We start from the raw sequence: 14,421 nt of genomic DNA, 5'->3' as shown, positions 1-14,421 counted from the left end.
GCAACACTTCGGTCATATTTTCTATCGCGCCGTGGGTGTGAATTTTACCAATTTCGGGATTAAGATGTTTCAGCAGTCGTTGTGCTTTTCCGAGGGAATATCCGAATAAAACCGAGGTTCTGCCTTCACTACGATTCTGCTCCCACCAACTGTTGATTTCTTCAAAAACTTCCTGCTGTGGCTGCCATTTAAAAGCAGGCAATCCGAAAGTGCATTCGGTAATAAAAGTGTCACATTTCACCAATTCATAAGGAACTGCAACGCCATCGTCTTCTACTTTATAATCCCCTGTAAAAACCCAAATTTCCCCTTTATGCTCTACCCTTATCTGGGAAGAGCCAATGATATGCCCTGCCGGATGCAGCGAAAATTTTACATTATTTATCGTAAATATCTCATTCCAATCTTTACCTGAAACTTCTATATCTCCCAGCCGATGCTTAATAATTGGCACATTGGTGTGATGGGTAATGTATTTTTTGTGGCCCCAGCGGGAATGGTCTGCATGGCCGTGGGAAATAATTGCTTTATCCACCGGTTTCCAGGGATCCAAATAAACATCTGCCGCGGCGCAGTAAATTCCTTTTTTGTTGAAAGCAAGTAAAGGTGTAGCTGAATTTCTCATGGGTTACAGATGAAATTAATTAAATTGAAATCTTAAAAAAAGCGATTAAGAAAACATTAGCGAATGTTCCAGGCGGCTTTTAAAGCATTTTGAGGTAAAAGAATTATGTCTTTGGTTATATTTGCTTAAAAACTTACAGATGTCATTTTCAGATTTGTTCGGCTCGGGAGAGCATTTACGTAACTTAAGTCATTTCGCAGCTATTGTGAATTTAGCGGCCAGCGACGGAGAAATTAACCAGGAAGAAGAAACTATGCTGAAACGTTTCGCCAGAAAACTGGATATCGCACCTAATGAATATGAGAAAGTGATAGAAAACCCTACTTCTTTCCCTATAAATGGCTACAACAGTGTGGAGAAAAGGCTGGAGCGGCTGCATGATCTCTTCAAAATTATCTACGCAGATCACGAAATGGATGAAGAGGAAACTATTTTAATAAAAAAGTACGCCATTGGACTAGGATTTTCCAGCGAAGATTCTGAAGGGATAATAAAAAGATCCATCCAGATTTTTAGCGGGCAATTAGACTTTGACGACTACCGCTATCTTCTGAACAAAAAGTAAATCGTATCAATTTCAGCTGAATTTAGCTTTTTATCATCTTTTTCTTCCGAAGAAGGAGAGGACAGAATTTCTTTTGCCTTTCAGAAAATATCACCTCTTAAAGAAAAAACAGTCATGCCTGAAAAACGGCAATTTTCGACCTGCTTTTCAAACAGCCCCACAAGGTTTTTAAAAACTTGCAGGAGGTGAAATCGTCTGGTTCAGTAAACTCTCATCAGACTTTGTTATATTAATTGTTCAAAATACTATTTTATGGAATTTTTAGTCCGTGAGGCCACCAAAGAAGATATGCCACAAGTGTTGGAGTTAATAAACGAACTGGCAGTTTTCGAAAAAGAACCCGACGCTGTAATTATAGATGCTGAAGATCTTAAACGCGATGGCTTTGGTAAAAATCCTTTATTTACCTGTTTTGTTGCCGAAGTTGAAGGTAAAATTGAAGGGATGGCACTCCTCTATTTTAGATATTCTACCTGGAAAGGGAAGACTGTTCACCTGGAAGACCTTATTGTGAGGGAAGAATATCGCGGTAAAGGACTGGGAAGTGCCCTTTACAGTAAAGTAATTGCTTTTGCGCAAGAAGAAGGTGTGAAACGTACTGAATGGGTGGTGCTGGACTGGAACAAAAATGCCGTGGATTTTTATGAACGCAGCGGGGCGACTGTTTTTCGGGATTGGTGGACCGTGCAAATGGATGAAGGCCAAATGAAGAAGTTTTTGAGTAAAACCACCGGAAACTAAGCTCAATATCTGTCTTCTGTAAAAATCTATTCCTATTTTTGTATAAAACCGCCAATACTATGGATTATAAAATACGCGAAGCACGAAAAGAAGATATGGCAGCCGTTCTTGAATTAATTAAGGAACTTGCCGCTTACGAAAATTCTTCAGGTGAAGTAGAAATAGAGATAGAGGATCTTGAAAAGGAAGGGTTCGAAGAAGGCAATTTCAAATGTTTTGTCGCAGATGTAGATGGAAAAATTGAAGGAATGGCATTGGTCTATTTCAGATTTTCTACCTGGAAGGGCAGAACCGTACACCTGGAAGACCTTATTGTGAGGGAATCTATGAGAGGAACCGGCCTGGGAGGAGCGCTTTACCAAAGAGTTGTGGAATACGGCTATGACAATGGTGTAAGAAGGGTTGAATGGGTGGTTTCTGAAGGTAATAAAAACGCCATTGAATTTTACGAAAATACCGGCGCCGATATTAAGAAAAACTGGTACACCGTGCACATGGGAGAAACCGGAATCAGGAAAAACCTCAAAAAAAGGAAATGAAAATTTTCAAGTTTGGGGGAGCTTCTATAAAAGATGCCGAAGGGGTTAAAAACGTCTACCACGTCCTGCAAAAGTCAGGAAACAAAAACCAACTTGTGGTAATTTCTGCAATGGGAAAAACAACAAATTCCCTGGAAGAGGTGGTAGCGGCATACCTCAAAAATGGCAATTTTCGTGCTCCATTATCTGTTGTAAAGGAATACCATCAGAAAATTGTAAGCGAATTATTTCAGAATCCAACTGCTTCGGTATTTGATAAAATTGAAGCTTTTTTTACCGATCTGGAAAATTTCCTCGCCCATAATAAATCTACCAAATACGATTTTGTTTACGACCAGGTGGTGAGTTATGGCGAATTGATTTCTACCACGGTTGTAAGTGAATTTTTAAAACTTTCAGGACTTGCGAATAACTGGCTGGATGCCCGCAACCTGATAAAAACCGATGCTACTTACCGGGACGCACAGGTAAACTGGGAAGAAACGCAGGAGGAAATTCCGAAGAAAATAAAGAGAGATGAGCTTAATTTAACGCAAGGCTTTATAGCTTCAGATCCCAACAATTTCACCACTACTTTAGGAAGGGAAGGAAGCGATTATACTGCTGCCATTTTCGCCTATTGCTTAAATGCCGAGAGTGTTACAATTTGGAAAGATGTACCCGGGGTTTTAAATGGCGATCCAAGGATTTTTAAAAAAACGCAGTTGCTGGAACAAATTTCTTATGAAGAAGCCATTGAGCTCGCTTTTTACGGCGCTTCGGTAATTCATCCAAAAACCTTACAGCCGCTACAGCGAAAGGAAATTCCGCTGTATGTAAAATCCTTTTTAAACCCGGAAGATCCCGGGACTGCGGTGAGCAGAGGGCAAAACATTATCCCGCTAATTCCTTGTTTTATTGTAAAGAAAAATCAGGTGTTGATCTCCCTTTCTTCGCTGGATTTTTCATTTATGGTAGAAGAAAACATCAGCGAAATCTTCAGGATTTTTCACCAATATCAGATTAAAGTAGATCTTATTCAGAATTCTGCTATTAGCTTTTCAGTTTGTGTTGATAATAAATTTAATAACCTGGAAAAACTTATTCAGCATTTAAAGGCCCGGTACAAAGTTAATTTCACTACCGGAGTTTCCCTGTACACCATTCGGCATTTTACAGACGCTGCCGTAAAAACTCTGGAAAAAGATAAGAAAGTACTTTTAAAGCAGGTGGCTCAAAATACGGTACAGCTTGTTACTACAGAATAGAAGATGTCATCTAAAGATTCATATTTAGCGAAGTAATTCGCTTTAATATGAAGGTTGTAAACTTAAAAGGAGTGGCCACGGTTATGAGCTCCGAAATATTTCAGATTCCCGGCACTTCTCCCGGCTGGGTAACTTCAGGACTTACGGGAACAGGGAAAAAATTGAAATAAGAGGTAGCAACTCCATGCTTGTTAATTTCATGTTATTCTAAGCTTCTACTTAGGAGAGCCCCTTTTTCATTATTACCTTAACAGACACAAAAATTTAAACAAAAATGGAGAATATACTTATAGCCGGAGCTAACGGCCAAACAGGAAAAAGAGTTGTGGAAATTCTTAATAATACAGAGAATTTTTCCCCTGTGGCATTGATCAGAAAAGAGGAACAAAAGCAGATTTTTGAAGATATGGAAGTAGAAAGTATACTTGCAGATCTTGAAGGAGATGTAGACCATACCATGCAGGGAATAGACAAAGTTATCTTTGCTGCAGGATCTGGTGGACATACCGGTCCAGATAAAACCACGGCAGTAGACCAAAATGGAGCAATAAAACTTATTGATGCCGCCAAAAATGCCAACGTTAAGAAGTTTATCATGCTAAGCGCGATGGGCACAGATACTCCTGAAAAATTTGGAGACCTTGAACATTATCTGAAAGCTAAGAAAACCGCAGATGATCATTTAAGGGAAAGCGGAATTCCTTTTACTATTGTTCAGCCGGGAGCGCTTACAGATGACATGGGCCTTGCAAAAGTAAAACTTGCTGAAAAGCTTAATGAGCAGGGAGAGATTTCCCGGGATGATGTCGCTTTTTTACTGGTAATGAGCCTTGCAGATCCTTTGATGAAAAATATATCTTTTGAAGCCATTGAAGGGCAGGAATCTATTAAGTCTGCAATGATTGAATTGAGTAAACTAGGATAAAAATATTCTAAATTTATAATTTAAGGCTGCTCAAATGGGCAGCCTTCTTTTTATCTACACCAATATTTATAAGGTTCTTGAAGCAAAGAAGCACCCATTTTCTTTTTCCTTAAAAAAAGTTACAATCCTCATAAACTCTGTTAAGCGTATGTCACTCATTTACATTTAGTTGTACATTAAATAAAAATTGTAAAACTAAATTATTTGAAAAATGAAAAGATTGTTACCTATCGCTCTTCAAAGGAGCATTTTAAGAACCTCAATGAGTTTTTTATTACCACTTGTACTCCTGAATTTTACAGGATTATCAGCACAGGAAAAAATGATGACAGGACCTGAAGTGACTGCATCAAACCCTATGGAAATTATGCCGAAGGGAGAGGCTCCGGACTGGGCTCCAAATATTGATCCGCAAATGCTGGCTGTTTTAGAGCAATTTAAAGCTTTTGAAATGCCAAAACCGGTTGAAATGAGTGCATTTCAGCTTAGGAATGCAAAGCTACCTGCAGGAGCTGTTATGGCTCTTCTCGCTAAATCAGGAATGTCAGCCAAAGAACCTAAGGTTGATATTTCCCACAAAATTCTTGATGTTGGCCCGGAAGAAGGTATACTAGTACGCATCTATAAGCCGGTGGAAATGAATCCCGGAGAAGAACTACCCGTCATTGTATATTATCACGGTGGTGGCTGGGTGATAGCCGATCTTGACACCTACGAACCATCTGCAAAAGCCCTTGCTGCAAAGGCCGGTGCTATCGTAGTTTCTGTGGCTTACAGACAGGCACCGCAATTTACCTTTCCAACTGCTCATGATGATGCTTTTGCTGCCTATAAATGGGTAGTGGAAAATACTTCGGAAATTGGAGGAGATGAAAACAATATTGCAACTGCCGGAGAAAGCGCCGGAGGAAACCTGGCTGTAGCTATTCCTATTATGGCTAAAGAGCAAAACGTGAAATTACCCGTACACATCTTATCGGTCTATCCCATAGCAGATGGCGACGTACAATCTCCATCTTATGATGAATATGAAAATGCTTCACCCCTCAACCGTCCTTTTATGGAGTGGTTTTTCGAAAAATATTCTCCTAATCAGGAATCAAAAAGCGATCCTCTTATAAGCCTTATTGACGCTGATTTAGAGGGACTACCAACAACTACTATTATAAATGCACAACTTGATCCTTTGGAGCATGAAGGAGGCGAACTTGCTGAAAAAATGGAACAAGCCGGTATTGACGTAGAACGTGAAGTTTACCAGGGAGTGACGCATGAATTCTTTGGAATGGCAGCCGTGCTGGAACAGGCTGTGGAAGCACAAAAATTTGCCACCGACCGGCTTAAAGAAAGCTTTGGTACTAATTAAAAAAAGGTGTTTTTTGTTAGAGAGGAAGCTGTCTCAACTTAATAGATTGAGACAGCTTTTTGTTTACATAATAGCTTGGCCAGCTTCAGCTCCAATGCCGAAAATGGCAATTTTCGGACAACTTTCTTCAGTTAAAGAAAAGCTTTATCGTTAGGCTCCCAAAGCTCAATTTTATTTCCTTCAGGATCCATAATCCAGCCGAATTTTCCTTCTTCGGCATTCTCAATCTTATCAAATACCTCAACTCCCTCATCTTTTAGCACCTTCAACAACTCTTCCAGGTTTTCTACCCGATAGTTCATCATAAAATCCTTTTCCGAAGGTTTAAAATGGCTTGTATCTTCTTTAAAAGGGCTCCACTGTGTAGAACAGTCGTTCCCTTCAGCATCTTTCCACCAGAAAGTACAACCCCATTGATCTGTATTTAGGCCAAGATGCTTCTTATACCAATCCTTTATTGCATTGGGATCTTTGGTTTTAAAGAACACACCACCTATTCCTGTAACCCTGTTTTTCATATAAACCTTTTAAAAATCTGTGCGAAGAGGAGCCTCCTTCTGCTCTTCCCCCAGTCCGAATTTAGAAGTAATTTTAGAGGCAATTACACTAGCCAGTCGCTTGTGCGATTCCACCGTCCATCCGGCCACATGCGGACTAAGGATCACGTTAGGAAGAAACATTAATTCGCGCATGGCTTCCGGTAATGGTTCTGCCGCGCTTATCGCAACGTTCTTTTTATTGGCAAAAAGACTTTCAAAAGATGCTTTTTCATATTCCAGCACATCCAGACCGGCACCAAGGACACGGCCATCTTTTATAGCAGCCACCAAATCTTCAGTCACCACATTTTTTCCCCTCGCAGTATTAATAAACCAGAAAGGCTTTTTAAATTTTCCGATAAATTCATTGTTAACCATTTGATGGGTTTCTTCTGTCCAGGGTGTATGCAGGCTTACTACATCTACCTTTTCATAAAATTCATCAAGATCTACCTGCCGCACATTTTTATCGCCCACATTTTCTTTAATATCATAGCAAAGCACCTCAGCATCAAACCCGCGCAATTTTTTGGCAAAAGCTTTTCCCATATTTCCGTAACCTATAATCCCCACTGTTCTACCATCCAGTTCTATCCCGCGGTTTTCTTCCCGGTGCCATAGTCCTTCTTTCACTTCTTTATCGGCCTTATTCAATTTATTGAAGAGGGAAAGCAGCATTCCCAGCGTGTGTTCTCCCACAGCATTCATGTTACCTTCGGGCGCAGAAAACAGCGTTATCCCGTTTTTTTCAGCATAAGGAACGTCTATATTTTCGAGTCCGGCGCCTACCCTGGCTATAAATTTCAGATTTGGGGCTGCGTCTATAAATTCTTTATCTATGGTATACCGGCTCCTTATTACAATTCCATCATACAAATGTTGATTTTGCAAAGTCTCTTCCCGGCTTTGCTCATAAGCTTCGATGTTGTGATGTCCTGCTTCGGCAAGTTTTTTAAGTAATATTGGGTGATTGGTATCTGCGTGTAGAATAATCATGGTCAGTTATTTAGATTTCATCTATTGTTTAACTTTTGTTTACCGATCTGAGAAATGATTAAAACTCATTTCAGATTGATAACTTACAAAGTTAAAGAATGATTTTAATTAAGAAAATTAGTGGCGGTCTGTTCTACTTTTAAAACCTAATACCAATCAACAAAAGATAAGCATTAGCTGCGCTGCAAGAATTAAATTTTTAAATCAAGAGCTTCCTGCAAGCCAAGTGAGCTTTGAAGTCCCGAGTGGCCTGAACTCTTATTTATTCTTGCATTATTAGATATGTTTTAACTCAATACCACTATTTAACAGGTTAAAAGGCTATTTACTGGTTTTACTTTATGAACCCATTTTCCCTTGCATGTGCTACAGCTTCTTCAGAAGAATTGACCATTAATAAAGGTGTGGAATCAAAATTATCAATTACACTCCGCACCCTTTCCATCTGCCGTTTATGCTTTACACTCCGTAGATAAATCGCAAGGATCCTGTCGGAATACTGGGCAGCAATTTCGGTGTAAATAGAAGCGTCGTGCTCCCCGCTGTCTCCAATGAGTATAAACTTTAGATCGGGATAGGTCTTTAGAATATTGGCAATTTCCTTTTGCTTATGAGGCTTTTCCGGTTTTGTGGTCCTGTCGAAAGGTGTACGGAAATCCCGAAGTAAGAGTGGACCTTTGGGAAATCCATTGTGGTCTAGGAAAAGCTTCAAATATTCATACATATTCCACGGACTATTACTCAGGTAAAACATCGGATTCTGATTTTTTCCGGTCTTTCCGTGGTGCAACTTCTGGTAAAGATCTGGCGCACCTTTTAACGGGATACGCTTATAGGCGTTGGTAAGTAAAGAATTTTTCAGCAACCGCCATTTTAAAAAAGAAGTAACGCCTGTGTGCAAAATCGTATCGTCAATATCACTAATCACTCCATATTCGGCATCTGCAGGCGGTACAAGGAATTCTCCCTTAAAATGATCTTCCAGCATTTTTGTCTTTGGTGAAATTTCACCTTTGTAATGCAGCTGGTAATCGATCCAGCCTTCTTCGTCGGCATTTTCTGCTACATTTTCCTGCAAAGTCTTATCGAATAGAAAATATCCCTCCCCGTTGGTTTTATGACTTAGCTTTATCTTCCCCGGAATTATAAGTTCAACCTCAGAATCGGGAATTTCAAAACTATCAAACTGTTTCCAGGTGTTTTTTGCGGTATTCAGGAAAGACTGGTCCTGAACAATTTTTAGCGGCTCGTTATCCAGCGCCCTACCAAAGACATACAGTCGGGAATAGGTCCCATAGCTGCGGTAGGGTATTAAAAGTACCTGCTCTAGGTTTCGGTATCTTCCTATAAATTTCTTTAGACGTTTAAACATTGTAAGCGGTTCTATTCATATTAATAATACTACAAAAAAGCCGATGCCGAAAATTGCCAATTTTCGTGCTTCATGTATTCAGGCGTTCCAAAGCTTCCCCCATATCTATTCCAGATTTGAGCACACCAGCAAACAAATCCCCTTTCCGCTCTATTCTTTCCGGCATAGTTTTAATATTAAAGTCTGATAATTGCAATCCAGGCTTCACCTCCTTCCAAAGGAGCGGGGCAGAGACTGTTGCGCCGGATTTTGGACGTGCACAATAAGGAGCGGCGAGGGTTTGCCCTCTTCTATTCTGAAGGTAATCGAGGTAAATTTTTCCTTTCCGCTTTCTTACATTACGTTCCATCGTGGTAATTTCCGGCAACATTTCATTGATAAAGTAACAGAGCAGTTTTGTAAAATCCCTGCCTTCTTCGTAGGTATAAAGCGCACCCAACGGGATATATACATGAATCCCACTGGAACCGGAAGTTTTACAATAACCTTCTATCCCTGCTTTTTCCAGCACCACTTTTGCTGCCTGTGCTACTTCAATAACCTCTTCAAACGTATTTTTTTCTGAAGGATCTATATCAATAACCGTAAAATCTGGTTTTTCAAGGTTTTGAATACGCGAACTCCAGGGATTAATTTCTATACAGCCCAGATTTGCCATATAAAGCAAGGTGGCCTCTTTTTGGCAAAGCATATATTCAATATCCTTTTCTGAAGATTTTGAATGGATTTTAGTGGTTTCAACCCAATCTGGTAAAATACCTTCGTTGTCTTTTTGGTAAAAGCCATCCTGATTTATTCCGTTGGGATGCCGGTGGAGGTTTTGCGGACGGTCGATTAAATACGGAAGAATAACTTCTGAAATATTTAGATAGTAATCTATAAGATCGTATTTAGTAAAACCCGACTCCGGCCAGTAAACTTTTTCCAGGTTTGTAAACGGAACCTGGATTCCTCCAATTTCTAAGTGCCCTGCTTTGGAGGAGGCTGAGCCTGAAGTAGCAGTAGCTTCAGAATTGCCTTCTGTTGGTGTTGGTTTATCAACTACTGTTTCTCCGGTGATCTCAGGAATATTTTTGTCATCCCGCAGCCCTTTAAAAACCGGGTGGCGCATGTTTCCGCTTTTGGTCCATTCAGTAAATTGTACTTCACAGATTAAGTCAGGTTTGATCCAGTTTGGTTTACGCCCCTTTAAATTTATTTTTTTTCCGAAGGGGTTTTTATCAATTTCCCGCTCCTTAAACATTTTAAGCAGTTCTCTCTGCTTTGAAGCAGAAAAACCCGATCCACAATTGCCGATATAGGTAAGCTTTTCCTCTTTAAACATTCCTAAAATAAGCGAACCAAAACTTCCACTTTCAGAATCTGTATAGCCGCAAATAATAGCTTCGGTACTTTCTATAGCTTTTATCTTGAGCCATTTTTCACTACGATATCCCGGGGAATACGTAGAATCTGCCTTTTTCGCTATCACACCTTCCATCCCCGCATCTATGGCTCTCTTGTAAAAAGTACTTCCCATACCTTCCATATGTTCACAGTAATAGGTATGGTAAGTATCTTCTATCACTTCTTCTATAAGGGATTTCCGTTGCACAAGCGGTAATTCCATCATACTCAGCCCATTTAAGAACAACATATCAAAGACGTAAAACCGTAATTCCCCTAATGTAGTTTCATCGTAATTCTGCAACTTCTGAAAGTCTGGGATGCCTTTTTTATCTACCACCACAACTTCACCGTCCAGGATGACATTATGGGAAATTTGCTCTAGGTCACGCACCAGCCTGGAAAACTTTTGGTTATAGGAAATTCCGTTCCTGGAATACAACTCCACCTCGCCATCTTTTATATTCGCAATCATGCGATAACCATCCCATTTTAATTCATAAATCCAGTCGGGATCGTTAAAAATAGATTTTGTAGTGGTGGCCATCATTGGTTTGATGACCTCGGTAGGCTGGAGGGTTTTCACTTTAGGTTCCGGTTGTTTTTTTTCTGCTGAAGAAAAAGTATATTCTTCGGCATCGTAGAAAGAATCAATAGAAAAATCATCTTTCTTTTTAATAAGCAGCCATTGATTTCCCTCTCCCCGTCCTGTTCTCACAAGCGCAAAGGTGCCCATAATTTTTTTTCCGAAGAATTCAAGTTTAAGATCACCCTTTTCCAGTTGTACGGCCAATTGCTTATTATTAACACCACCAGCTTCCCTGTAAACGCCCTCATCCCAGATATCCATTACCCCGGATCCATAATTGCCTTTGGGAATGGTGCCATGGAAAGTTAGATATTGCAGAGGATGATCTTCGGTTTGGATTGCGAGCCGCTTGTCTCCGGGATTCATGGAAGGACCTTTGGGAACAGCCCAACTTTTGAGGGTCCCTTCTAGTTCCAGCCTTAAGTCATAATGTAACCGGCTGGCCTGGTGCCGCTGGATAACGAACCTTAGCTGCCCATTATTAGTGGAGATTGAACCTTTGGGCTCTGGGGTGGTTTCAAAGTTTCTCTTTTTAAAATATTCCTCTAAGCCCATCAGGAAGCTTTACCTTTCTTTTTATCCAAACTTGCTTTAAGTTGAGCCATAAGATCTTTTGCAGGAGTTGGTTTGCTTTCAAACTTCTCTGCTTCCGAAACTTTTCCGGCAGATTTGGAATCGATGATCTTCATTAGCTGATCATTGTAAATATCCTTGAATTTCTCGAAACTAAAGTCGGTCGTATATTGTTCGATAAGCGAAACAGCCATATCCACTTCCTTTTTTTCGACTTTGGTTTTGGGTAACTTCAGCTCTCCAGGATCTCGTATTTCATCAGAAAAACGGATTACATGAAGCACGAGTGCATCTTTATAAACTCCAACCAGGCTAAGATGTTCCTTTTGCCTCATCACAAAAGTTGCCACCCCCAGCTTTTTAGTCTTCTTCAAAGCGTTGCGCAGTAAATTATAAGATTTTCCTCCTTCTTTTTGCGGCTCAAGGAAATATGGCTTTTTAAAAAGAACGTCTGCTACTTCTTTTTCTTCGATAAATTCTTCAATATCTATTGTCTTGCTTTTCTTCATATTAGCGTTTTCAAAATCTTCCTTTTCCAACACCACATATTTTTCGCCCTGCTTATATCCCTTTACAATATCCTTCCATTCCACTTCCTTTCCTGTATCTTCGTTTACTCTTTTGTAGCGAATACGGGCATTATCGTGTCTGTCTAACATATCCAGGTCTATTTTTTTATCTTCAGAACCAGAATACATTTTAATAGGGATAGACACTAAACCAAAACTTATTGAACCGTTCCAGATGGACCTCATATATTTAAAATTATGTTAGTAAATAATTTCTACAGAATGAAATAATTTTCTTCGGAATTATTCCTGAAGCAATACCGGCAACGAAATATTCTTCTTACAGGAAAATTGAAGAACAAATTAGGAAACAGGAAAATTCGTGCCCACCTTTTTGTTAAAGATTGCAGACACTTTACGAATTCCGAAGGGCTTTTATTAGTTCCTTTTTACTCATTTTACTCCTTCCCTCTACTCCTACTTTTTTGGCTTCTTCATACAAATTTTCTTTACTCCTTTCTTCATATTTATCTGCCTTACCACCTTTTTTGCCAGAGTTTGGATCGTTCGCAATACGTGCAGCTTTTGTTTTGCTCATCCCTTTGTCACGTAACTTTTCATACTGTTCATCATTTTTAATCTGTGGTCCATGATTTTTAGCCATAACGAATAAATTAAAAGTTAGACTAATAAAGCTACAACAAAAGCCTGTTCTACTTAAACAAAATCAACGGATTAACGCTGTTTTAACTCCGCTTAAAATCAATAATATCAGCTGCTAATTAAAGAAAAGAGTAGTAATAACAAATCCCTTAAACAAACCTAAAAATAAGTTAAAAAAGCATTTGCGTTAATCTCATTTTTTGACATATCCTAAATTTATAGTACAAATCTTTATATATAATGAAATTAAAGAAGAAAATATTATTAATAGAACTGCTAGAGGAGCTAAGATCCGAAAATCTGGTAAACTGTATGTTTTACCAGAATGCTTACATATCTTGTGATAAGATCTACAAGAAGAATATCTTCCTGCGTCTTTGTAAGCAGAAGGAAGTATTTACTAAAGACCTGGAAGAGCTTATTAAAGAACTACAAAAAGAGGTCCATGCCCTGAGTCATAATAACATTCCCAACTTTATTAGTCCTAAAAAGATAAGGAACAGTTCCCCTGCATTTAAGATTAATAACAAGCGAAATTTTTATGAATGTTTTAAACGCGAAAGCACCAGCTATAAAAAATATATGGAATGCCTGGCCAAAGCTACTGATGGCAAAATAAGAGAAAAACTTATGTCTCACCGGCATAAAATTTACCTTACTATTAGCGAAATGAATATTATGGGAATTAAAAAATACCCCATTGGATCTATATAAACAGCTTCCAGAACTCCCTGTCTTTTGAGCACAGGAAGTCCTGAAAGCTATATCCCCAACAAAGCCTCAAGAAGATTCTATTTCAGCTCAGTAGCTCCTTCTTTGGAGTGCTTAACATCCATCCCCACTTTTTTCTCTCTCATTTCATCGGGAACCTGTTGTCCCACAGCCCCTTTTCCTATAGTAATACCGCCGTCTACAGAATAGACAGATCCTGTAACGTACGAAGCCTCATCTGAAGCCAGGAACAAGTATATATTTGCAACTTCTTCCACAGTACCGCGCCTGCCCATAGGAGTCGCATTTACCATCGTTTTTTCCATCTCTTCGTCCATAGGACCGGTCTCCTTGTGAGTCCATGCAGTATCTACTGCTCCCGGAGCAACAATATTTGCCCTCACACCATTTTTTGCCTGTTCCCCGGCAATTCCCTTGGTAAAAGAATGGTTAAAGCCTTTAGTCCCGCCGTAAACTGCTACTTCCGGAATACCGAGGATAGCCGATTCTGATCCTGCAGTAACAATATTCCCTTTTGTTTTTTGCAGTTCCGGCAAGGCATATTTGGTAAACATGAATGTAGTGCGGACGTTGTTCTTTATAAGATTGTCAAATGCCTCCACAGAGAATTCATCTGCAGTATTGCTTTCAGGGAAAACACCCGCATTATTAATAAGAATATCCAGTTTTTGCCATTTATCGATAACAAGTTTAATCGCCTCCTTTACATTTTCTTCGGAAGAAATATCTTTGTGAAAAGCCAAAGCTTCACCTCCTTTTTCTTCAATTTCTTTCACCACTGCATCCACCGGATTATCCGGAAGGCCTATAATAAGCACTTTAGCGCCCTCGGCACAAAAACGTTTTGCTATAGCTTCACCGATTCCTGTGGCACCACCCGTTACAATTGCTGTTTTCTCACTTAATCTTCCCATAGTTTTCTTTTTTAGTCTGGTTAATAAATATTCAGACTGAAATTACCACTTCAGATTTAAAATTTTAAATAAAAAAGGGTGATTATAATAAGTTTAAGAATTTGACTGTTCCTTCTTTTTTTTCGAAACAAAAAAGTAAA

The 14,421-nt window shown here is 39.4% G+C and carries 15 protein-coding genes and 1 pseudogene; 8 read left to right on the top strand and 8 right to left on the bottom strand.

Features of this window, described 5'->3' with window-relative positions; translation table 11 throughout:
* Positions 1–625 (bottom strand): annotated as a pseudogene (locus RM529_RS13350) (ligase-associated DNA damage response exonuclease); the annotation flags it as partial.
* A gap of 139 nt (positions 626–764) precedes the next feature.
* On the opposite strand from RM529_RS13350, the gene RM529_RS13345 reads away from it, so the two are divergent.
* The 7 genes from RM529_RS13345 (at position 765) to RM529_RS13315 (ending at position 6,008) form a co-directional block, all read left to right on the top strand.
* Complete coding sequence (locus RM529_RS13345; protein WP_311485277.1) at positions 765–1,190, top strand: TerB family tellurite resistance protein; 426 nt, start codon at positions 765–767, stop codon at positions 1,188–1,190.
* 252 nt (positions 1,191–1,442) lie between these two features.
* Positions 1,443–1,931 (top strand): GNAT family N-acetyltransferase, encoded by a 489-nt coding sequence (locus tag RM529_RS13340; protein WP_311485276.1) that lies wholly within the window; start codon positions 1,443–1,445, stop codon positions 1,929–1,931.
* 59 nt (positions 1,932–1,990) lie between these two features.
* Positions 1,991–2,470, top strand: a complete 480-nt coding sequence (locus RM529_RS13335) for a GNAT family N-acetyltransferase (RefSeq protein WP_311485275.1) — start codon at positions 1,991–1,993, stop codon at positions 2,468–2,470.
* A complete protein-coding gene (locus RM529_RS13330) occupies positions 2,467–3,717 on the top strand; it encodes an aspartate kinase (protein ID WP_311485274.1) in 1,251 nt (416 codons plus the stop codon). Before RM529_RS13335 ends, RM529_RS13330 begins: the two co-directional genes overlap by 4 nt.
* A gap of 47 nt (positions 3,718–3,764) precedes the next feature.
* A complete protein-coding gene (locus RM529_RS13325) occupies positions 3,765–3,887 on the top strand; it encodes a hypothetical protein (RefSeq protein WP_311485273.1) in 123 nt (40 codons plus the stop codon).
* 104 nt (positions 3,888–3,991) lie between these two features.
* Positions 3,992–4,642 carry an SDR family oxidoreductase gene (locus tag RM529_RS13320; RefSeq protein WP_311485272.1) on the top strand — a complete coding sequence of 217 codons (651 nt, stop codon included), beginning with the start codon at positions 3,992–3,994 and terminating at the stop codon, positions 4,640–4,642.
* A 211-nt stretch (positions 4,643–4,853) separates the two neighbouring features.
* Positions 4,854–6,008, top strand: coding sequence for an alpha/beta hydrolase (locus RM529_RS13315; protein WP_311485271.1), 1,155 nt, complete (start codon positions 4,854–4,856; stop codon positions 6,006–6,008).
* A gap of 131 nt (positions 6,009–6,139) precedes the next feature.
* Here RM529_RS13315 and RM529_RS13310 read toward each other — a convergent pair whose 3' ends face one another.
* The 6 genes from RM529_RS13310 to RM529_RS13285 all read right to left on the bottom strand — a co-directional run bounded on the left by RM529_RS13310 (position 6,140) and on the right by RM529_RS13285 (position 12,636).
* Positions 6,140–6,526 carry a VOC family protein gene (locus RM529_RS13310; protein WP_311485270.1) on the bottom strand — a complete coding sequence of 129 codons (387 nt, stop codon included), beginning with the start codon at positions 6,524–6,526 and terminating at the stop codon, positions 6,140–6,142.
* A 9-nt stretch (positions 6,527–6,535) separates the two neighbouring features.
* Complete coding sequence (locus tag RM529_RS13305; protein WP_311485269.1) at positions 6,536–7,543, bottom strand: 2-hydroxyacid dehydrogenase; 1,008 nt, start codon at positions 7,541–7,543, stop codon at positions 6,536–6,538.
* Between the two features lie 334 nt (positions 7,544–7,877).
* The gene (locus tag RM529_RS13300) at positions 7,878–8,915 is read right to left on the bottom strand and encodes an App1 family protein phosphatidate phosphatase (RefSeq protein ID WP_311485268.1); all 1,038 of its coding nucleotides are present in this window, start codon (positions 8,913–8,915) and stop codon (positions 7,878–7,880) included.
* A 70-nt stretch (positions 8,916–8,985) separates the two neighbouring features.
* Complete coding sequence (gene ligD, locus RM529_RS13295; RefSeq protein ID WP_311485267.1) at positions 8,986–11,445, bottom strand: DNA ligase D; 2,460 nt, start codon at positions 11,443–11,445, stop codon at positions 8,986–8,988.
* Entirely contained in the window at positions 11,445–12,218 is a 774-nt protein-coding gene (gene ku, locus RM529_RS13290) for a non-homologous end joining protein Ku (protein WP_311485266.1), read from the bottom strand. Before ku ends, ligD begins: the two co-directional genes overlap by 1 nt.
* A gap of 169 nt (positions 12,219–12,387) precedes the next feature.
* A complete protein-coding gene (locus tag RM529_RS13285) occupies positions 12,388–12,636 on the bottom strand; it encodes a DUF7218 family protein (protein WP_311485265.1) in 249 nt (82 codons plus the stop codon).
* Positions 12,637–12,875: 239 nt separating this feature from the next.
* On the opposite strand from RM529_RS13285, the gene RM529_RS13280 reads away from it, so the two are divergent.
* A complete protein-coding gene (locus tag RM529_RS13280; protein ID WP_311485264.1) occupies positions 12,876–13,349 on the top strand; it encodes a hypothetical protein in 474 nt (157 codons plus the stop codon).
* A 77-nt stretch (positions 13,350–13,426) separates the two neighbouring features.
* On the opposite strand, the gene RM529_RS13275 is transcribed toward RM529_RS13280, so the two are convergent.
* On the bottom strand, positions 13,427–14,281 hold the full coding sequence (locus RM529_RS13275; RefSeq protein WP_311485263.1) for an SDR family NAD(P)-dependent oxidoreductase: 855 nt from the start codon (positions 14,279–14,281) through the stop codon (positions 13,427–13,429).
* Positions 14,282–14,421: the final 140 nt, after the last annotated feature.

Source organism: Autumnicola edwardsiae, assembly GCF_031846505.1.
GTDB classification, from domain to species: Bacteria; Bacteroidota; Bacteroidia; order Flavobacteriales; family Flavobacteriaceae; genus Autumnicola; species Autumnicola edwardsiae.
Note: the sequence above shows the minus strand (reverse complement) of the source record. Positions and strands in the feature narration are given on the sequence as shown.